Source organism: Psychrobacter sp. FME6, from assembly GCF_014861365.1.
In the GTDB taxonomy this organism is placed as follows: domain Bacteria; phylum Pseudomonadota; class Gammaproteobacteria; order Pseudomonadales; family Moraxellaceae; genus Psychrobacter.
Map to the genome: position 1 here is coordinate 65281 of NZ_RRYW01000002.1, position 20755 is coordinate 86035.

A 20755-nucleotide genomic window follows, 5' to 3' on the forward strand; every position below is an offset into this window, starting at 1 on the left:
TTTTAGAACCATTCAACTGCGCGGTCGTACCAAGTGTCAGCACGATTGGGTGTGTCACCATTTTGCTCGGCACTATCGTCATCGTCTGTTTCAACGGCGTCACCATTTGGACTTTCTAAATTTTCACGGCGGCGTTGCTGATCGGTCGCGCCCCTCTGATTTTGCCACTGCATCTGCTCACGAGCACGCTCTTGTTGGTATAAGCCAATGGCACAGCTGCTGGCCTCTTCTGGTAAATGTGCTGACATCACTGGCAGATAGCGGGCGTCGGCACAGCGCTCATTAGAGAGTTTGCCTGAGTTGTTCTCTAACCATAACCATTCGATACCCTCAGGCTCTGGTAGTGCCACAGGTGTCAGTTTTAAGCGCTTCATATAATCAACCCAAACCGGCAACGCGCCAGTGCCACCGCTTAGACCAATCGGCTTGTTATCATCACGGCCCACCCAAACCACGCTGACATAGTTGCCACTGTAACCGGCAAACCAAGCATCACGATAATCGTTCGTGGTGCCTGTTTTACCTGCCAAGTTTAAGTTACTACCAAGTGATTGTACCCGTCTAGCAGTACCGTTTGAGACCACTTGTTGTAGCGCATAGTTTGTCAAAAAGTTTGTCTCAGGTGGAATGCTGCGCTGAGTATTTAGGCCAGTACGCTGCAATATGCGGCCACGATCATCGATTACGGTACGGATACTATGAATAGGTGTGCGGAAGCCACCGGTGGCAAAGACTTGGTAGACACCGAGCATATCCATTGGGCTAAGATTGACAGAGCCTAATAAAGCCGAAGGATAGGGTGGTATTTTTTCTTTGACCCCCATGCGTTGTAACTGTTTGGCAAAGGTGTTGACCCCAAACTCCATACCCAAGCGTACCGCACTATGGTTATAAGATTTAGACAGGGCCGTGGTAAAGGGTACATAGCCATGGTCACGGTTGTCGTAGTTTCTTGGATTCCATTTTGTACCGTCGCTTAGATTGACAGTAATCGGCGAATCATCTACTGAACTGGCTAGATTATAGCGTCCGCTTTCAAGCGCGGTCATATAAATAATGGGCTTCAATAATGAACCTACTTGGCGTTTGGCATCGACGGCACGGTTGAAGCCAGTAAATTCACTGCCGCTACCTACCACAGAGACCAGCTCGCCAGTTTCTGGATTGGCACTCACCAATGCACCTTGTAGATCTTTGGTTTTGCTACCTTTACGACGTAGTTCACCTAATTTCTTATCAACGGCTTTGTCTGCGGCCAATTGCGCGATAGGGTCCAAGGTACTGATGATAATCAAGCCTTCATTTTTGAGGTCATCAGAATAGTAGACGGTGTTTAATTCGCGTTTGACGATATCCAAAAAGTCGGGGAACTGACTCTTGCCTTCAACAGGCTTATCGACGATACCTAGCGGCTCTTCTAAGGCTTTGTCGTAGTCTTCTTGGCTAAGTGAGCCAACGGCTAGCATATTGCTAAGCACCACGTCACGGCGTGCTTTTGAATCATTTGGATGGCGACGCGGGTTATAAACACTAGGACCTTTTGCCATACCGACCAGCATCGCTTGCTGATCTAAGCGCAACTCTTTTAAAGGTTTGTCAAAATAAAACTGTGAGGCCAAACCGAAACCGTTAATAGAACGGTTGCCATTTTGCCCTAAGTAAATCTCGTTTAGATACGTTTGTAAAATTTCATCTTTGCTATAATGTAGCTCAAGTAGTACCGCCATAAATGCTTCGTTGGCTTTGCGTTTTAGGGTACGGTCTGAATTGAGATAGAAATTTTTGATCAGCTGCTGAGTGATGGTCGAACCGCCTTGTCTAGAGCCACCAGAAAAGTTGTTCAGTACGGCGCGAGCAATACCGCGTATAGAGACCCCTTTGTGCTCATAAAACGCGCGGTCTTCAGTAGCGATTAGCGCATCAATCAACGGCTGCGGCACGTCATCTAATGAGACGACCATACGGTCTTCATTGCTGTCTGGATAAATACCACCAATATTGACAGGCTCTAAACGAATAATACCGCTTTTGGCAGGCAAGGTGCTTTGTACCGACTCAATTTTATTGCCGGCAATGGTCATTTTGATGACTTGCTCTTTGTCCACATCGTTGGCGCTATAACTAAAACCGCGAGTGTGGATAAAGTAGGTGTTGCCTGATTTGTGATAGGTGCCCGTGCGATCATAGGCTTTATTGCTTTGATAATTAAGCAATTCCAGCCAGGTCTTCATCGTATCTTTATCAACACTAGCACCTTGGTATAACTCAAGCGGCTGTGAGTATACTTTGGCAGGAATATCCCAGCGTTTACCCTCAAACTTATGAGTAATGGTGCGATCAAGTTTGATTAAATATAGCGCCAATAGCACCATACCAGCGATAATAACAATTAATATCAGACTACTAAATACCAAGCCACGCTGCTGTGAAGGTAGCGTGTGTTTAACAGACTTAGATGACTGTGATAATTTGGTATTTGGTAACTTAGAATTGGATTTTTGCACTGATGTCGCACCATTTTGGGATAAAAAACTGCCTCATAATGACGCAAATTGATAAATTTTTCAATCTATCATCGTCAATGTGGGCATTCATTGGTATTCAACTATGAGTGGTTATCCTGCTCACAGCACTGGCGTATAGTATAATGGTTATTAATACGAAAGCCTTAAAAGCTTTTAATTGGCCTAATAAGTGCCATATAGCATAGATATTCACGATAGCAGTTTAAGATTGCTATCATGATGTGTTTTTTATAAATTAGCGGTTGTTGTCTTTTACCTTGTTTGAAGACACGCCCTAGCTATTTTAAATAATCATTGAGCAGTATTAACGGTAGCCAGTTTACTCAAAGCGAATAGGGTTTGAGCAAACCTGTCTAAAGGAAATAAGTGCGATTATGTCCAGTGTCCCATCACCCATGGCATCAACCTCCAGTCATCACTACGAAGACAACTCCATCACTGACGGTTTAGTACTGCCACTTGCTGGTCATTGCTTTCATTGCGGTGATCCAGTCCCACAACCGCCGTTTCATGCTGAAATACTAGGCAAGTCTCGTGAGATGTGCTGTATGGGCTGTCAGTTAGCGTCAGAGAGTATCGTAGAGGCTGGGCTTGAGCAGTATTATCTGGATCGCTCAGAAATTAACCGCACGGCCAGCTTACCGACGCAGTTGACGCGTCTCGAAGCTTATGACCATGACGAAATCAAATCACAGTTCGTCTATGCGCAAGACGGCATGTCGGTTGCAGAGTTGTCTGTCAATAACTTACGTTGTGCGGCCTGTACTTGGTTGATTGAATCGCGGTTAGATGAGCTGGATGGTATCAGTCAATGTCAGGTCAATTTAACCAATCAGCGTATGCGCGTGATTTGGGATGAGAGCAAACTGCCTATTAGCCGTATTCTCGCGGTTATTAATGAGATTGGCTATGAAGCCAAGCCTTATCGGCAGGATACCCACGAAGCCATGCTGGCGCGACATAACAACCAAATGCTAGTTCGTTTAGGCATCGCCGCATTGGGTTCGATGCAGGCAATGATGTATGCAGTGCCGATGTATTTTGGCGCGAGCAGCGATATGTTGATATTTCAACGTGATTTTCTGCGCTGGGTATCGTTATTCGTCAGTACACCGGTATTCTTTTATGCTGGCGTTCCTTTCTTCACCTCAGCATGGTCAGCGGTTCGTGCGCGTCAAGTCAATATGGATGTGCCGGTTAGTATTGCTTTGATTGTAACATTCTTTGCCAGTCTTTATGCCACTATCACTGGACAAGGGGAAACCTATTATGAATCGGTCAGCATGTTTATATTCTTCTTACTGGCTGGACGCTATATCGAGCACAATGCGCGCCTAAAAGCAGCCAGTATGGCCAATGATTTGGTGGTGGTTGAGCCAGTATTGGTACAAAAAATTGCAGAAGATAAAGAAGCTGCTGAACGTATTTTGCAGCGACTAGAACAAAATGTACTTAAGCAACAAGCCTTTGATAAGCAGTCTGAACAAACCATTAATCAGGCGGAGGGTTTGGCTGTTGATAAAGTAACTACTATAGTTTTATCAAAGTCTGTGCCTGACTTTATGCAGAGTATGGATAGCAATATCCATCAGTTGACATCGGATATCGCCCAAAAATGGCAGCAGACGAAAAACCAACCAGCCGACCCCTCAAAACTAGACGCGCTCTCAAATGTAGAAGGCGACGCGGAAGAAAAGAAAATGGTAACCGCTCATAGCTTACAGGTGGGTGACATCATTTTGGTTGAGGCTGGCTCGGAAATTATCAGTGATGGTATTTTGCTGAGTCAGGCTGCCACAGTATCGCAAAGCTTGCTAACGGGCGAGGGCGATTTAATCATTAAGTCGCAAGGGGATTATATCGTTGGCGGGGCGCAAAATGATAGCCAACCGTTTGAGATGTTGGTGACAGCGCTGCCAGAAGACAGCCAAATTGGTCTGATTGATCGGCTGATGAACCGTGCCATGAGCGAAAAACCCAAACTGGCACAGCAAGCAGATAAGCTGGCACGTTGGTTTGTTGCACGGATTTTAGTGCTGTCAGCCTTGGTGTTTATTGGCTGGTACATTGTCGATCCAAGCCAAGCGATTTGGGCAACCGTTGCCGTATTGGTTGCGACATGTCCTTGTGCGCTGTCTTTGGCGACACCGATTGCGCTCACGGTGGCGACCAATCGACTGGCAAGCTATGGATTTTTGACCACGCGTGGACATACGCTACAAACTTTAGCAGAAATCACCCATGTGGCTTTTGATAAAACAGGTACGTTGACTTATGGCAAGCCTAATTTATTGAATATTGCGCTAGTAGAACCTATAGAGCAACATAAAGCTTATGAGGTGAACGATTTTGGAAATGCCGAACCACCTGAGCAAAAAGATCATCTATTAGCAATTGCCGCGGCACTAGAGGTAGGCAGTCGGCATCCGATTGCGCATGCCTTGCTAACCGCTGCCTATCAGCTGCATCTACCAGCCACGCAAGCATTACAGCACTATCCAGCTGGTGGCGTTGAAGCTATGATTGATGGGGTGTTCTATCGCATCGGTCATGTGGATTTTGCCTTAGACAGCACTAGTAATCCCACTGCAAGCAATGATTTTACGATTGACTTGGCCGCTGAGCGAGCAAGCTCAGCAGTGATACTATCTTGTCAGAAAACTTGTCAGAAAAATGAATCAGCCACTTGGCAAGCGCTGGCGTGTTTTTATTTTAATGACAAGGTGCGTGATAGCGCCAAATCGATGCTCGATACACTAAAAGGGCTGGGGATTGAATCGGTGATGCTGACAGGTGACCCAAGCCCGCAAGCAATGGTAATGGCGGAAACTTTAGGTATGCAGTCCGCTTATAATGGTCTATCACCAACAGACAAGGTTAACCATATTCAGCAGCTGCAAGCTAACGGTGCAGTGGTGCTGATGGTCGGCGATGGTATCAATGACGCACCCGTATTGGCAGCAGCAGATGTCTCAACCTCGATTGCTGGCGCGGCAGATATGGCGCAAGTATCGAGTGACAGTATTATTTTAAACGGACAGATTGAGGCCATTACTGCGGCCAAGCGTATCGCTAATAAAACGGAGCGCATTATCAAGCAAAACTTCCGCTGGGCACTTATTTATAATGGCAGTGTATTAATACCAGCGGCTTTAGGTTATGTACCACCTTGGCTCGCTGCTATTGGTATGTCGCTAAGTTCATTGTTTGTGGTGCTAAATGCGCTGCGCTTAAAACGTGCTTAATAGCATTTTTAGGTGTATGGACACTTTTTATATGATAGTTAAAGTACTTTAAGAACACTACGATACTGCTTGTATAGTTTTTTTGCAGCCTCTGTCTGCGAAGGCATAGCAAGCAAGAAAAAACTATACAAGCGGTATGTGGTGTATCGACACTACTTTTTACTGATTATATTTAACTTTACCCATAAAAAAACCGTCTTAACTATATATAAATAGTTAAGACGGTTTTAGTTTTTATGCAGAATTTTTATTGATTGGCTTATTAACTTAGTCTTGTAAGTAGCTAAGCAAGCGCATAAATTCGATATACATCCAGACTAGTGTTGCAAGTATACCAATACTGAATAACCATTCATAGTCCTCAGAGACACCCATGGCAACGCCGCGATCAATGTTGTCAAAATCTAACAAGAGCGTGAAAGAGGCGATAACGATCACAAATAAGCTAAAACCGATAGCAATAGCGCCACCTTCAAACAAGAAAGGCAGGCTTGAACTAAACACCAAAGAAAGTACCCACTGTGCCACATAAACGAGCATGATAGCAATCAATGCTGAGGTTACAATGGAGCGGAATTTTTCGGTAACCTTAACCAGACCTGAGCGATATAACCCTAGCATGACCGCTGCAGTCACAAAGGTTGCACACATAGCGGTGACCGGTACGGTTGGATACATTCTCATAAAGAACAGTGAGATACCACCTAAAAATATACCTTCTAAGAGGGCGTAAGGTACCGCGAAAGTTTTGGCTTTCTGTGGTTTAAAGGTAATAAAGATGGCGAGACCAAAAGCGGCAAACATACTACCAAAGGCTGCCATGGTGATAAAACCTTGCGATAGACCAGCCATCAGTGCGTAAAAGAAAAAACCCACACCAGTGATTGCTGATAATCCAAGTAATAGACTGGTCTTTTGAATCACGCCCTTGACCGTCATTGGATTACCGCCGATCGCAAGTTCTGCGCGACTGACAATAGGATTGGCCATACATGTGTCCTTAATAATAAAATATAAGTAATATAGATGTCAGCTACTTTAGCAAAACCGCCATTATTGTCAACTGTGTTTACGTGACAGCCATCAAGGCTTCGCGTCACTCAACAACCATCTAAATAGCCGATTGGCTCATAGATAAAACGACCTTGTGTAGCCAAACAAACACGTTTGAAAATAGCGTGTGATGGCTTGTATATTGGGTCGATTACGACAGTTAACAACGATAAATCATAAACATGCTAGTCTAAGCGCTCATTTATCGCTATCATTACTCTGTATTTTACCGTTATACCGAGTCGTTTTATGGAAAACTCAGCGCAGTCTGCGAGATTGCCACATTTACATGAGTCAGAGCTGTTCCACGCTATCAAAAACCCCGCTTTTAGGCGCATTGGGCTGATGGGGCGCGCCGGCAAGCGCAGTGTCACTCAAAGTTTGGTACAAATTGCGCAAACCATCAATGAGATGAATCTCACATTGATTATGGATGTGCAAACAGCTAATTTGCCCACACTGAATTTTACTGAGATTGAAAAAGTCAAAATCGTTAAACGTAGCCTAATTGGTGAGATTTGCGATTTAGTCATCGTCGTTGGCGGTGATGGTTCGATATTGCACGCCGCTGAAGCACTGGCGCGTTACCGTGTACCCGTACTCGGCGTCAACCGTGGTCGTTTGGGGTTTTTAGCCGATGTAAAGCCTGATGAAGCTGAGTTTAAACTACGCCAAGTATTGATGGGTGATTACCAGTTGGATCATCGGTTTTTATTGACCATGGAGATACGAGAAGGGCGCAATATCATCCATGAAGACATGGCGCTCAACGATGTAGTGTTGCATGCTGGTAAATCCGTGCATATGATTGATTTTCAGATGAAAATTGACGGTCAAGATGTCTATCGTCAGCATAGTGATGGTTTAATCGCTGCCACGCCTACTGGCTCGACCGCTTATGCATTGTCTGGCGGTGGCCCTATCATTCATCCGAGCATGGATGCCATTTGTCTAGTGCCTATGCATCCACACACCTTGTCTAGTAGGCCAATCGTGGTCAGTGGTAATAGTGAAGTGTGTATCCGCATCCATGAAGACAATCGTACACAGCCGATGGTCAGTGCAGATGGCAAGCCAAGTGTGCCACTTGAGCAAGAGCAAAGGCTCTACATACGCAAGCATCCTGATAAATTAACCTTGTTACATCCGCCAGGGTTTGATTTTTATGAGGCGTGCCGCACAAAGCTGCACTGGAACGTCCATGCCGAAGAATTCAGTCTGGATGTCGATGATGATATTATGGATGATGAATAAGCGTGGCTGTTATATAAAAACATTATATGAAATATATGATAGAAAACAATGGTGGAGAGTAGGCAAGATGGATAAACAAACGATATTAGCAAGCTTAACGCCAGAAGTGGTTGAAAAATTTCGTCTGGCAATTGAGCTTGGCAAGTGGCCTGATGGTCGCAAATTAACCGCTGAACAGCGTGACACTTGTATGCAAGCAGTAATGGTGTGGGAGCATGAGCATCTACCACCTGTCGAACGTACTGGCTACATTCATAAACCCGTAAAAGATGATGGTTCTATCGTTGGCGCTGAATGTGATGTCGAACATGAGCATCATTACCCGAATATGCCCAATCCTAAAGGTGCGGTGCAACCCGTCAAGTTTCGTAATAAATAGACTTCCGAATAAAGTCAGCCCCAAAAAAATCCACGCTATGATAGCGTGGATTTTTTGTTATTCGATTAAAAATTAAAGCGCGGTAGTATCAACACTTGGACGTACGGTTAATGGGTTTTTTTCCATCAAAAACCCTTGCCAGCCCCAATGTAAAAAATTGCGGATATTGGCATGATCCGTACCCTTAGGGGTGGCCTGAATTTTGGTGTAATGTTCACCAAATAGTTTTAGCGTATCTAATTGATTAAGACCATGGTGCTTGGCAAAGCCAAAAATCTTCGCACTGTCTTCGTTTTCACCCGCTGCATTATGTACCATGCCGTTGACAAAAGGGGCAGGTGCATAGCGATAAAAATCATCAATAAAACTGATGACATCATTGAATCCAATGGCTTTTTTATTTAAACCATTAAGTAGAGCCGATACGTCTGATTGGCGGATACTCATAAATAAATGACCTCAGAGCAGATTAATAAAGCAAAATATAATACGTATAAAAATACAGTATTATAAAAGTAACATGCTTTTATATGCTCAATAATTATTAGTAATTAAGCGTTAAGTCTTACAGCTTAGCGATTAAAGTAGTCTTCGTCATCAAATGAAGGCGCAAAGTTGCCTTGCTCAAGATGCTGCATTTGCGACTGTACAGACCGCTCATGCTGAATACGTTGATAAATCTCTTCGCGGTGTACGGCAATATCTTTTGGTGCATTTACACCAATACGTACTTGATTGCCTTTGACACCTAGGACAGTCACACTGACCTCATCACCAATCATTAGCGTTTCGCCCACGCGGCGTGTCAAAATTAACATGCGTCACACTCCTTATGTCGCATCAAAAAATTATTACTCATCTGATTACTTCTCAATTGCAGGACATCACCGCAGCACTAAATATGCATTATATTCATAAAACACATTGCTAGACGCTATGCCTAAACTTGTACCAATAGCGGCAATGATAGGTAGATTCATTTAGCCCAAATGAAAGCCTCATTATAGGCGGCATAACAGATGCTGTCACGAGTTTTCACAAAACTATTGGGTTAATACTTACCCTAGCAATAATAAAAAATAAAATAGGATCTAAAAAGACCCTATTTTATTGATATTTTGTTGATAGTAGCTCTGTATCGTTTTAAAGTAAATCCGCTATATCACAGACCAGGGATTGTGCTATCACCGTCTTCACGATCCAGCCCAAAGGCGGTGTGTAATGACTTAACCGCTTTTTCTAGGTGTTGGTCTTGAATAAGGACAGATACTTTGATTTCACTGGTCGATATCATTTGGATATTGATATTGTGTTCGGCAAGGGTCTGGAACATGAGGCTAGCAACGCCTGCATGTGAGCGCATGCCAACACCTACTAACGAAACTTTGACAACTTCGCTATTACCCAATATTTCTTTGGCACCAATCTCATCTTTGACTTCGTCGTTGAGCACTTTCATGGTCTTGTCTAAATCAGTGCGATTGACAGTAAAAGTAAAGTCTGTGGTGCCATTGTCCGATAAGTTTTGCACGATCATATCGATTTCGATATTGGCGCGACCAATGGGGCTTAAGATAGCAGAGGCAATACCAGGGTGATCAGGTACGCCGCGTACTACAATTTTTGCTTCGTCTCGGTTAAACGCGATACCTGAGATAATTGCCTGTTCCATACTGTCTCCTTCGTCTATCGTAATTAGGGTGCCGACATTGTCTTGAAAGTCTTGGTCAAAGCTGCCATCGGTATTTTCATCAAAGCTAGATAGTACGCGCAGCGGTACACCATACTTACCTGCGAACTCTACTGAGCGAATCTGCAAAATCTTAGAGCCAAGGCTTGCCATCTCAAGCATCTCTTCAAAGGTGATTTTTTCAAGCTTTTTGGCTTTTGAAGTGACGCGAGGGTCTGTGGTATACACGCCATCGACATCGGTATAGATTTGACATTCATCCGCACCCAAAGCTGCGGCAACCGCGACACCTGTAGTATCAGAACCGCCACGACCTAATGTGGTTGCATTGCCTTGCTCGTCGATACCCTGAAAACCGGCCACGATAACGACATTACCTGCATCTAATTGCTCACGGATATTTTTGTCGTCAATGCTTTCGATACGTGCTTTATTATGCTCACCATCGGTTTTGATAGCCACCTGACGGCCAGTCAATGAGCGAGCACCAACACCAAGCTCTTTAATCGCCATCGCAAGCAATGAGATAGAAACTTGCTCACCCGTTGAGACCATTTGATCGTATTCACGTGGATCAGGTTGAGTGCTAATTTGGCGAGCCAGATCAATCAAACGGTTGGTTTCTCCGCTCATAGCAGAAACCACAACGACCACTTGATGACCGTTGTCATGCCAGCGTTTGACTCGTTTGGCGACGTTTTTTATGCGGTCGATACTACCCATCGAGGTGCCGCCGTATTTCTGTACTATTAACGCCATAAAAATCTACCTATTATTCATTAATGGACTTTTTTATCATCAAAAAGAATCAATGTGCGGATGTGACCCTCAATCAATGTTTGCATAGATAAAGCCGTATTATAAGAGTTGCGCTCTATGCTTTTTTTATCCAGTGTTGCTTGCTATTAATTTAACACAGAAATGATGCGTTCAAGCGTTGACCTTTATACCATATCTGCATCACAACGTTAAGTACTAGAGCTGCTTAGATGTATGGCGATTGGTTATAAGCGTTATAACCAATCGCGTATTTTATCTATGATAAAACGGCATGAACTCAGTTTAATGGTTAGCCGAGCTGGTCTGCTATCCAAGCAGGTAAGGCTGCGATAACAGCCGCACTGTTACCTGATTTTGGCGCGCCGCCTTGGGCATAGTCGGGCTTACCACCGCCTTTACCGCCAAGCTCGCTTGCCAAATGACGAATGATATCCCCGGCTTTTACTTTAGCCGTCACCGACTTTGCCACACTGGCTGCTAGGGCTAACTGCTCGTCTTTATCGCCAATCAAAACGATCACGCTATCAGGCAGTTTGGATTTGATATCATCCATTAGCGTACGGATTGATTTGCCATCGATACCGCTTAGCGTACTGATGAGCACGGGAGTGCCAGCGATAGTCTGAACGTCGTCTAGCAAACTTGCTGCTTGGGCGCTGGCCATTTTTTGTTGCAAACGCTCTAGTTGTTTTTCTAAATCGCGCTGCTTGTCAGCCATGGTGCGTACACGCTGTGCAACGTTAGGGCGTTTTACTTTTAAATGACTGGCCAGCTCACTTAACTGTTGCTCGCTTTGTTGAATATTTTTTATCGCGTTCATGCCAGTGACCGCTTCAATGCGGCGGATACCAGCAGCGATACCTGATTCGCTAGTGATTTTCAAAACACCAATATCACCAGTACGCTGCACATGAAGACCGCCGCACAGCTCGATAGAGAAAGGCTTACGTTGACCATCTATGATGCTGTCTGTGCCCATAGTCAGCACACGCACGTCACTGCCATACTTTTCACCAAACAATGCCATAGCACCCTGATTCATGGCCTCATCGATAGACATGTGCTCGATGCGGGTAGGGGTATTGGCTTGGATTTGCTCATTGACCAGACGTTCAATACGGCTAATCTCAGCGCCGCTGACTGGCTTGTCGTAAGAGAAGTCAAAACGCAATACGTCGCTTGATACTAGCGAGCCTTTTTGCGTGACTTCTTCCCCTAGTACTTCTCTTAATGCCGCATGTAATAGATGCGTGGCAGAGTGATTTTTGGCGCTAGCAGCACGGATGCTCGATAGTACTTGTGCTTCTGCCGTCTGATTGGGTGTGATTTCACCCATGGTAATGACACCATAGTGAATAATGGCTTGACCAGATTTTTTGGTGTCTTGAACTTCAAAGACGCCCGTCTCGGTACGAATTTCGCCCAGTTCACCAACCTGACCACCGCCTTCAGCATAAAATGGTGTACGGTCAAGAACAATAACGCCTTCCATACCTTCGTTTAAGCTTTTAGCTGGATTGCCGTCTTGATATAACGCATCAATCGTCACACCTTCTGCTGCAAGCTGCTCATAGCCAACAAACGTCGTTGGGTTGTCTACTTGAATGACACTACTATAGTCAACATCGAATTTACCCGCATCACGCGCGCGTTCACGCTGCGCTTGCATATGCTCATCGAATTCAGTCTCATCGATGACAATACCGCGCTCACGAGTGATATCAGCGGTCAAATCAAGCGGAAAGCCATAAGTATCATATAGCTTAAATGCTGCCGCACCAGAGAGCACATCGCCATCTTGCAAATCCTCAAGCTCACTGGCGAGTAAACGTAACCCTTGCGCTAAGGTTTTAGCAAACTGTGCTTCTTCTTTTTGAATGGCGTTTTCGATGACGCTTTGTTTGTCTTTTAGCTCAGGGTAGGCCGAGCCCATCTCAGCGACCAGTGGCGCGACCATTTTATAAAAGAAGTCGCTGTCTGCGCCAAGCTTATTACCATGACGTACCGCACGGCGAATCACGCGGCGCAGCACATAACCACGACCCTCATTACTTGGTGTAACACCATCAGCGATTAAAAATGCCACCGCACGAATATGGTCGGCAATCACCTTTAACGAGGATTGTTGCTGGTTTTCAATACCTAAAATCTGAGCGGCAGCATCCATCAAATGCACAAATAAGTCTATCTCATAGTTGCCATGCACGCCTTGCATGATGGCGCTAATACGCTCAAGCCCCATACCAGTATCGACACTTGGCGCTGGTAGCGGTAGCATCGAGCCATCTTTTTGACGATTAAACTGCATAAACACACAGTTCCAAATCTCGATATAGCGATCGCCGTCTTCTTCAGCTGTGCCCGGTAGACCGCCTTCGACGTCTGCACCGTGGTCATAAAACACTTCGGTACAAGGACCACAAGGACCGGTATCACCCATCGTCCAAAAGTTATCAGACGCATAAGGTGCGCCTTTATTATCGCCAATACGGATAATGCGCTCAGCTGGGATGCCGATGTCCTTATTCCAAATCTCAAACGCTTCGTCATCGGTTTCGTAAATGGTCACATATAAGCGGTTTTTATCAATTGCTAACCACTGATCCGAGGTCAAAAACTCCCAGATATATTCAATACCTGCTTGTTTAAAGTAATCACCAAAAGAGAAGTTGCCGAGCATCTCAAAGAACGTATGATGACGTGCAGTGTAGCCGACATTATCCAAGTCATTGTGCTTGCCGCCAGCACGTACGCATTTTTGCGACGTTACAGCGCGGGTATAGTCACGTGGCTCCATACCCAAAAAGGTCTCTTTGAACTGATTCATACCGGCATTGGTAAACAACAATGTCGGGTCATTGTGTGGAATCAAACTAGACGATGAGACTGGGGTATGCTGTTTGCTTATGAAAAAATCGAAAAAAGCTTGGCGAATATCGGCTGAGCGAAATGGCTGGCTCACAGCGGCTCCTTACTGACGGATAGGATTGAGTAGGTTAAGTAAAGTAATTTTGCAAGCGATTTTAGCATAAACGCCCAAGCTCTTGGTACAAGAGTTACAACAGCTAGGTTGTTGTATAGAAACAGCCTATATTTTAATTAACCAAAAAATATATATTAAAGCAAGGATCAGTTGGTGAAACAAAGGCTAATTGGTTAAAATCGCTGCATCCGTCTTGTCCAGTTTGTCTTGTATCAATGGATTGGATTCAATCACCTGTACTGGCAAGTAGCGTAGTTGCAGTTTAATCGGAAGGTAGTCAGGAAAATTCTCGGTCATATCTTGGGTAATAATCATTTCAATCTGCTGGACATCATAGGAGCTGGGCGTGGTTTCACCGCGAATAACCGCACGTACCACTTGATTCTCATCGCCGGTGTCGAATTGCGTATTGGTCAGCACGTTGCCCTTATCGTTAAAGTAACTATTGATGGCTTCTTTTACGCTACTCTCGAACACTTGCTGCTTGGCGTTGGTTTGCAAATTAATGGTCAAATAGGCTCCTAATCCACTCAACAGTAATAAGGTCACTGCATTGCGACGCAAAAAGGTTAAGTAGGTGCTTGATTTATAATCGTCATCGACCAAGCGGCGAAAGCCCAACAACCAAAGTACTAAAGCATTGGTAAACTGAATAGCAATAATATTGGTTAAGGCCAGTAGCAATGCACCGAGGCCAAGCTGCATCTCGCCATTGGCAAATAAAATTCCACTAGCGGCAAGAGGCGGTACTAAAGCAGTGGCTACTGCTACGCCGACAACAGCGACCGAAAGGTGCGGCGAGACCATCGCATAAGCACCAGCAGTGCCACCTGCGAGAGCAATCATTAAGTCCATAGAGGTTGGCTGGGTGCGCGACAATATTTCTGCTGTCAATGGCTGGTCTTTGTGTAGCCATCCGACGATAAAGCCTACCACTACCACCAATGATATGCCGATGATAACGGTAATAAGTGACTTGCGCAGCAGTGGCATACGGTGATCAATAATCGCTAAAGCGATTCCAGTGATAGGGCCTAACATCATGGCGACCAACATGGCCCCAATAACCACTGCCGCTGAGTTGGTCACTAAGCCATAGCTGGCGATGATGGCAGAAAGTATATTCATAATGAAATACATTTTACTAGGCAGAGCATTGGCTTCAATTCTTACCCGTACTTCTGGATAGTCTACTTTTTGGTTGCTAAACTGTTCGGCGACAAACTGTTTATAAGACTCAAGTTTGGCTTCTTTTTGTTCTTGAACTTCCTCTTCTTGGTTCTCCTGCTCGTCCAACTTATCTTTTACTGCAGTGTCATTATTTTGCTCAGCAATAGAAAGCTCCTCGTCAGAAGCTACATTTTCTTGCTCACTTGTATTTTCTAACCTTAAGGACTCTTGAGAACCTTCGTCTAAATTATTATGAGAAGGAATGGCGGCGTCAACTGACGATTCCTGAGCCTGTATAGTTGGTGAGCTTTGCTGCGTAGAAGGGTGAGTATTAGCAGTGTCAGTACTATCTGTTTCTACACTGTTCTCGGTACTAGCACCCATTTCGGTAGCAGTAACCATTTTTTCCTGAAAGAATGATTCGTCAGACTCTAAAGTTTCGTATTCTGCGTTTTCGTTAGTAGGTTGAGCTTCGGGTTTAGACGTCTCTAATGTTGCAACCACTTCATCAGAACCGAGTGATTCTATCGCTATTGTCGTCTCAGGTGGTTGAGCACCAGCCATGTCCTCGTCCAACTCACTCTCATCATCAGTCTCTGGATGCTCTAAGGCATCAGCATTGTCTAATATAGCCTTGCCTTGCTTTTGGGTAGGGCGGTCAGCGTTCACTAAAGCAGCTTGCTGGTCTGAATAGTCGGTAATGCCTGATGAGCCCTTGGAGTGTGGAGGCTCATTAGAGTGGTTTTTTTCGGGTGAGGTCATAGCGGATAGCTTTCTTAACGAATAACAGAAAGTCATTATTGTAATGATAAATAAGAAGCGATGTATGAGTTTTTTGCGGATAAACGAAGAGAGCTGTCGTTGCAATACAATCGTCGAAAATTGAATATAAGTATATTAAAAATTGAATATAAAGGCCATAAACGAGGCATTAAAAACGTCATTATAAAACCATAACTATAACATGGTTTATGTGTGTAGTCTCCTAATATAACTGGCTTGAGGGTCTAAAAGAAAAGGCTTACTATTTGTGTGGGTTTAGTGTATAAAGTACTTATACCCACACAAAAAATGAGGAATACATCATGAACTGGCCACTATTCTCTGTTATCTATTCAATTGCCGCAACCGTCACCATCGGTGTATTCATGATTGGCGCTTTGGTTACAGGATTTAACCAAATTCCGCATATTCAAATGGCGGTAGCAGCAGGCTTTGTATTGTCTATTCCGGCAGCATTATTTTTCACTAAAAAAGTCGGTAGTATTACTGGCAAGGAAGAAGGGTATAAAGCCTAAGACAGAAAATAAATAGTATAAAATCTATATTTGGCCATAAAAAAAGACCTTGATTATCAAGGTCTTTTTTTTGTCTCTCGTTTATGATGAATTATTTAAGCTCAACAGTTGCGCCATTTTCGATATTGGCATAAACCTCTAACACATCCCAGTTGGTCAAACGCACACAACCTGCTGACGCTTGGCGACTGATGCCTTCAGGCTTCGGTGAGCCATGTAGGCCATACGACGGTTTAGACAAGCCCATCCATACGACGCCGACAGGGTTGTTTGGACCTGGTGGTAGCATATGCACTTTTTTATCCGCGCCATTACCAACGGTTGCTTTATACCAAGGCATTTTTACTTTATTGACAATTTTAAAGCTGCCTTGCGGCGATGGCGTAGCATCACTACCGACAGTGGTCGGATAAGTAGCCACTAATTGGTTGTCATTATAAGCGTATAAGGTTTTATCTGCTTTGTTAGCGACGACACGGTTTATGCGTTGGTTGAGTGGAGCACGGGTATTAAGCACCGTAATGGTCTCACCGGCTTTATAGTTTTTATTTGTATTTAGCTTATCTAGGTAGCGCACATCCATATGGAAGCGTTCGGCTAGCATCTCTTTGATGTCTTGATAATACAGCCCTTTCATTTTTGACTTCGCTTCTGAGCCAGCAGGAGTGGTCGCAAAGTTGGTTTTTATATCGTCTTCGGTTAGGGTATAAGTCACTAACACCGGCTTATCGGTAGGAATTTTTTTAATCAATGCATCCCACGTTTTTTGATCCATCTTACCAGTGGCTGGCAAGCCTTTCATGGTCTGAAAGTTGATAAGGGCTTTTTTGCTATTCATACCCCAGCCACCATCAATAGGGCCAGGAGAAGCATGGTTCCAGTCGAGCAAAGCCTGCATCTTAATAGTCATCGCTGAGTTGACTTTCATATTCGGTGACCAAGCTGCATCATTAACTTGTTTGGCATAGCTTGACAAGTTTAGCGTGGTATATCTTTTACCATTTTTGTCTTCGATATTTTTGATGGTAGGGTCATCACTAAAGTCTTGACGTTTTTCGTTGTCAGGTAATTCAAAAGCCAGCGGGTCAGATGAGTCGATAGAGGAGACATTGCTAGGGGCTGCGACGGCTTGACCGTCACTAATATCATCAGTGCTGTCAGATTGTTCATCTTTGCGAGTCAGTTCTTCTGCGCTCATGTTATCAGCGGCCGTCGCTGTTGGCTCGGTCTTTGACTGCGCATCTTGCTTGGCATCGATCAGCTGCGTCATACGATCAGCTGGTTTGGTTTTTTCAGTATTTGGCTTTTCAGCATTTGGCTTTTCAGCATTTGATTTGTCAGAACTTGGCTTGACAGCAGGATGAGCATCGATTGAGCTACTACGATTTTCTTCCACATTGAGGCTAACTTTCTTAGCGAGGTTAGGCATTGTATCCGCGGTGCGCACTGGCAATGTGCGGGTATCGTCGGTGGGGGCGGCAAGCGCGCTAACACTGGCACTAACGGCAGCGATAGATATAGCGGTAATAAGAGGCTTTATTTTCATCATATTGAATCACTTGTGGTGGCTACTAATGCGGCTATTATGCGCATAATTTGGAAGCTTCGCAAACTTTTGATACATCTTTTTTCAACTAAAACACCCCAAACGTCAACTGTTGACGTATTCACTACAGTTGGGCAATAACTTAGCGAAGGTGTGTATAGGATGCTATTCGATTTATACCAAAAACGTTTAGGGGTGTTGAACATACGACCCTGGCATTGACAGTAGCTATTTGTGAATGTTCAATACATTTTAATCTTTATGATCTAATCTCTATAATGTTTTTTTGGCACAAAAACGCAAATATTGGCGCAACTTAGCGTTTGCGTCTATAATGTATAAAGAGTTTTTTATTTAATAGATCAGCTTTTAACCCAAAGCGATTTAACCCACCCGCATGTAATCAGCAAGCATGCAGTCAGCAAGGTGCGATATGTCAGACGACCAAACAATGAGCGCAGAAGAATTTCAAAATCAATACTTCAATGATGATGAGTCACAAGGTTTAGACAGTGATAAGGCGTTCGATTTGGAGGCGGGGTTTCTTGGCGAAGACGAGCAATTTGCCAACTTGCATGCAGAGTTAGAAGAAGCACGCGAGCAACTGGTTAGTATTCGTGATTTCATTCGTTTTTCGGTCACCCAATTGCGCAACTATGACGTGGTCGTCGCCCAAGGAACCACCGATGAGTTCGCTGAAGCCTCTGCCATCGTTTTGCACTCTCTATCATTAGATTGGTCAGCCAATGAGCAGATTCTTGACTGTCGCTTGACCTCATCAGAGAAGCAATTGGTACTCAGTCTGCTAGAAGAGCGTATCGCTGAGCGCAAGCCGTTAAGCTACTTAATTAACTTGTCTTACTTCTGTGATTTGCCATTCTATGTCGATGAGCGCGTGCTTATCCCGCGCTCACCTATCGCCGAATTGATACGTCAGCAGTTCCATCCGTACTTCGATGTCAATGAGCTGGCCAAACCACTCGGCATTAGCATCAATGAGCAAGCAGCCGCATTTTACGATCACGGTTTAGAGGTCAAGCAACTGTCACAGCCTGAGCGCATTTTGGACTTATGTACTGGCTCTGGTTGTATAGCTATTGCCTTGGCAACGCGCTTCGTTGATGCGCTGGTCGATGCGGTTGATATTGATAAAGGTGCGCTACAAGTGGCGATGGTTAACGTCGACCATCATGACCTTGGGCATCAGGTCAATGTGATTGAGTCAGATTTATTTGCCAAGATTCCTGCCGAAAACCAATACGAGCTTATCGTTACCAATCCGCCGTATGTCGATGCGGCTATTATGGCAGACCTACCACCTGAGTTTTTGTACGAGCCTGAGCACGCACTAGCCGCGGGTCAAGATGGCCTAGATTTGGTCCATCGTATCTTATTTGAAGCACCAGACTATCTAAGCCCAGAAGGCTTGCTGATCTGTGAAGTGGGCGATAGCGAATGGGCATTAAAACAAGCCTACCCTGAAATCCAGTTCGATTGGCTGAAATTTGCTCATGGTGGTCATGGTGTCTTTGCGATTACTTATGATGAACTCGTGACACATCGCCAGCTGTTTGCCGCTTATGTACAGTTATTAGATAGCATTCAATAGAACCATCGAGATTAGGGCTATCATCAATCAAAAATTGACTTCATTTGTTTAAGGATAAATATGGCAGGCAATAGCATTGGGCAAGTATTCACGGTCACCACGTGCGGCGAGTCGCATGGGGCAGGCCTCATGGCCATCGTCGATGGCGTGCCACCCGGCTTAGCATTATGTGAAGATGACTTGCAAATAGATTTGGATCGCCGCAAGCCAGGGTCGTCTAAGTACTCGACTCAGCGCCGCGAATCTGATGAAGTTGAGATTATCTCTGGTGTATTTGAAGGTAAAACCACGGGCACGTCTATCGGTCTGTTGATTCGCAATACCAATCAAAAATCCAAAGACTATAGCGAAATCAAAGATACGTTTCGCCCTGGTCATGCTGACTATACTTATAGTATGAAGTATGGCTTTCGTGACTACCGTGGCGGTGGTCGCTCATCAGCACGTGAAACTGCCATGCGCGTCGCAGCTGGCGCTATCGCTAAGAAATACTTGCAAGACCGCTTAGGTGTGCAAGTCCGAGGTCATGTTACGCAAATTGGTTCTGAATATAGTGAAGTGCTAAATCCAAGTCAAATCGACTGGGATTTTGTCAATAGCAATCCGTTCTTCTGTGCAGATAAAGAAGCGGTTGCCCGTTTTGAGATATTGATCGACAGCTTGCGCCGTGAAGGTACTAGCTGCGGGGCGCGTTTAGAAGTAATCGCCAGCGGCGTACCTGTTGGATTGGGTGAGCCGGTATTTGATCGCTTAGACGCAGATATTGCCCATGCGATGATGAGTATCAATGCGGTAAAAGGGGTTGAGGTTGGTGACGGAATGGCCGTGGCAGGACAGTTCGGTCATCGCTCGCGTGATGAGCTGACGCCAGATGGCTTTACCGCCAACCATGCGGGCGGTATCTTGGGTGGCATCTCGTCAGGACAAGATATTCGTGTCAGTATCGCGCTAAAGCCAACTTCTAGTATTACGACGGCTGGCAAGAGTATCAATACCAAAGGGGAGTCGGTCGATATGCTGACCAAAGGTCGTCATGATCCTTGCGTGGGGGTACGAGCCACGCCTATCGCTGAAGCTATGCTAGCGATTGTATTGCTCGATCATTATTTACGCCATCGCGGTCAAAATGCGGATGTAGTAGCGCCGGTTGAGTCGATTACTTAGGTGAATAGTTAAAAAGCTATATCGTAAAAATATCAGCCCTTTATCGCTTCTAATTAAAT

General features: G+C 44.7%; 13 protein-coding genes and 1 pseudogene. 6 read left to right on the forward strand and 8 right to left on the reverse strand.

Going from position 1 to position 20755, the window contains the following annotated elements; translation table 11 throughout:
- Nucleotides 1-2: 2 nt before the first annotated feature.
- Nucleotides 3-2504 (reverse strand): penicillin-binding protein 1B, encoded by a 2502-nt coding sequence (mrcB, locus tag EI162_RS00625; protein ID WP_192522500.1) that lies wholly within the window; start codon nucleotides 2502-2504, stop codon nucleotides 3-5.
- A 395-nt stretch (nucleotides 2505-2899) separates the two neighbouring features.
- Between mrcB and EI162_RS00630 the strand changes: the two genes are divergently transcribed.
- Complete coding sequence (locus EI162_RS00630; RefSeq protein ID WP_192522501.1) at nucleotides 2900-5770, forward strand: heavy metal translocating P-type ATPase; 2871 nt, start codon at nucleotides 2900-2902, stop codon at nucleotides 5768-5770.
- A gap of 267 nt (nucleotides 5771-6037) precedes the next feature.
- Here EI162_RS00630 and EI162_RS00635 read toward each other — a convergent pair whose 3' ends face one another.
- Nucleotides 6038-6760 (reverse strand): Bax inhibitor-1/YccA family membrane protein, encoded by a 723-nt coding sequence (locus EI162_RS00635; protein ID WP_192522502.1) that lies wholly within the window; start codon nucleotides 6758-6760, stop codon nucleotides 6038-6040.
- Between the two features lie 312 nt (nucleotides 6761-7072).
- Here EI162_RS00635 and EI162_RS00640 point away from each other — a divergent pair, with 312 nt between their 5' ends.
- Together EI162_RS00640 and EI162_RS00645 are read left to right on the forward strand one after the other, a co-directional pair.
- The gene (locus EI162_RS00640) at nucleotides 7073-8077 is read left to right on the forward strand and encodes an NAD(+) kinase (RefSeq protein WP_192522503.1); all 1005 of its coding nucleotides are present in this window, start codon (nucleotides 7073-7075) and stop codon (nucleotides 8075-8077) included.
- Nucleotides 8078-8144: 67 nt separating this feature from the next.
- Nucleotides 8145-8456 carry a YeaC family protein gene (locus EI162_RS00645; protein ID WP_192522504.1) on the forward strand — a complete coding sequence of 104 codons (312 nt, stop codon included), beginning with the start codon at nucleotides 8145-8147 and terminating at the stop codon, nucleotides 8454-8456.
- A 72-nt stretch (nucleotides 8457-8528) separates the two neighbouring features.
- Here EI162_RS00645 and EI162_RS00650 read toward each other — a convergent pair whose 3' ends face one another.
- From EI162_RS00650 to EI162_RS00670, 5 genes and pseudogenes are all read right to left on the reverse strand, one after another.
- Nucleotides 8529-8903 carry a HopJ type III effector protein gene (locus EI162_RS00650; RefSeq protein WP_192522505.1) on the reverse strand — a complete coding sequence of 125 codons (375 nt, stop codon included), beginning with the start codon at nucleotides 8901-8903 and terminating at the stop codon, nucleotides 8529-8531.
- Nucleotides 8904-9106: 203 nt separating this feature from the next.
- A pseudogene (csrA, locus tag EI162_RS00655) lies at nucleotides 9107-9274 on the reverse strand (carbon storage regulator CsrA); the annotation flags it as partial.
- A 344-nt stretch (nucleotides 9275-9618) separates the two neighbouring features.
- Nucleotides 9619-10905 carry an aspartate kinase gene (locus EI162_RS00660; protein ID WP_192522506.1) on the reverse strand — a complete coding sequence of 429 codons (1287 nt, stop codon included), beginning with the start codon at nucleotides 10903-10905 and terminating at the stop codon, nucleotides 9619-9621.
- 310 nt (nucleotides 10906-11215) lie between these two features.
- Entirely contained in the window at nucleotides 11216-13888 is a 2673-nt protein-coding gene (alaS, locus tag EI162_RS00665; RefSeq protein WP_192522507.1) for an alanine--tRNA ligase, read from the reverse strand.
- A gap of 186 nt (nucleotides 13889-14074) precedes the next feature.
- On the reverse strand, nucleotides 14075-15841 hold the full coding sequence (locus EI162_RS00670) for a DUF389 domain-containing protein (RefSeq protein ID WP_225736875.1): 1767 nt from the start codon (nucleotides 15839-15841) through the stop codon (nucleotides 14075-14077).
- A 323-nt stretch (nucleotides 15842-16164) separates the two neighbouring features.
- On the opposite strand from EI162_RS00670, the gene EI162_RS00675 reads away from it, so the two are divergent.
- Complete coding sequence (locus EI162_RS00675; protein WP_192522508.1) at nucleotides 16165-16377, forward strand: hypothetical protein; 213 nt, start codon at nucleotides 16165-16167, stop codon at nucleotides 16375-16377.
- A gap of 91 nt (nucleotides 16378-16468) precedes the next feature.
- On the opposite strand, the gene EI162_RS00680 is transcribed toward EI162_RS00675, so the two are convergent.
- The gene (locus tag EI162_RS00680; RefSeq protein WP_192522509.1) at nucleotides 16469-17926 is read right to left on the reverse strand and encodes a L,D-transpeptidase family protein; all 1458 of its coding nucleotides are present in this window, start codon (nucleotides 17924-17926) and stop codon (nucleotides 16469-16471) included.
- Between the two features lie 430 nt (nucleotides 17927-18356).
- Between EI162_RS00680 and prmB the strand changes: the two genes are divergently transcribed.
- Both prmB and aroC read left to right on the forward strand, forming a co-directional pair.
- Nucleotides 18357-19532, forward strand: a complete 1176-nt coding sequence (gene prmB / locus EI162_RS00685; RefSeq protein WP_192522510.1) for a 50S ribosomal protein L3 N(5)-glutamine methyltransferase — start codon at nucleotides 18357-18359, stop codon at nucleotides 19530-19532.
- A gap of 60 nt (nucleotides 19533-19592) precedes the next feature.
- A complete protein-coding gene (gene aroC, locus EI162_RS00690) occupies nucleotides 19593-20696 on the forward strand; it encodes a chorismate synthase (RefSeq protein ID WP_192522511.1) in 1104 nt (367 codons plus the stop codon).
- Nucleotides 20697-20755 lie beyond the last annotated feature (59 nt).

What these genes read in the sequence shown, in the direction of transcription:
- EI162_RS00640 (WP_192522503.1), top strand. Translation starts at nt 7,073, where the DNA reads ATGGAAAACTCAGCGCAGTCTGCGAGATTGCCACATTTACATGAGTCA.
- EI162_RS00680 (WP_192522509.1), bottom strand. Translation starts at nt 17,926, where the DNA reads ATGATGAAAATAAAGCCTCTTATTACCGCTATATCTATCGCTGCCGTT.
- aroC (WP_192522511.1), top strand. Translation starts at nt 19,593, where the DNA reads ATGGCAGGCAATAGCATTGGGCAAGTATTCACGGTCACCACGTGCGGC.
- EI162_RS00630 (WP_192522501.1), top strand. Translation starts at nt 2,900, where the DNA reads ATGTCCAGTGTCCCATCACCCATGGCATCAACCTCCAGTCATCACTAC.
- EI162_RS00645 (WP_192522504.1), top strand. Translation starts at nt 8,145, where the DNA reads ATGGATAAACAAACGATATTAGCAAGCTTAACGCCAGAAGTGGTTGAA.
- EI162_RS00675 (WP_192522508.1), top strand. Translation starts at nt 16,165, where the DNA reads ATGAACTGGCCACTATTCTCTGTTATCTATTCAATTGCCGCAACCGTC.
- EI162_RS00670 (WP_225736875.1), bottom strand. Translation starts at nt 15,841, where the DNA reads ATGACCTCACCCGAAAAAAACCACTCTAATGAGCCTCCACACTCCAAG.
- EI162_RS00650 (WP_192522505.1), bottom strand. Translation starts at nt 8,903, where the DNA reads ATGAGTATCCGCCAATCAGACGTATCGGCTCTACTTAATGGTTTAAAT.
- prmB (WP_192522510.1), top strand. Translation starts at nt 18,357, where the DNA reads ATGTCAGACGACCAAACAATGAGCGCAGAAGAATTTCAAAATCAATAC.
- EI162_RS00635 (WP_192522502.1), bottom strand. Translation starts at nt 6,760, where the DNA reads ATGGCCAATCCTATTGTCAGTCGCGCAGAACTTGCGATCGGCGGTAAT.
- EI162_RS00660 (WP_192522506.1), bottom strand. Translation starts at nt 10,905, where the DNA reads ATGGCGTTAATAGTACAGAAATACGGCGGCACCTCGATGGGTAGTATC.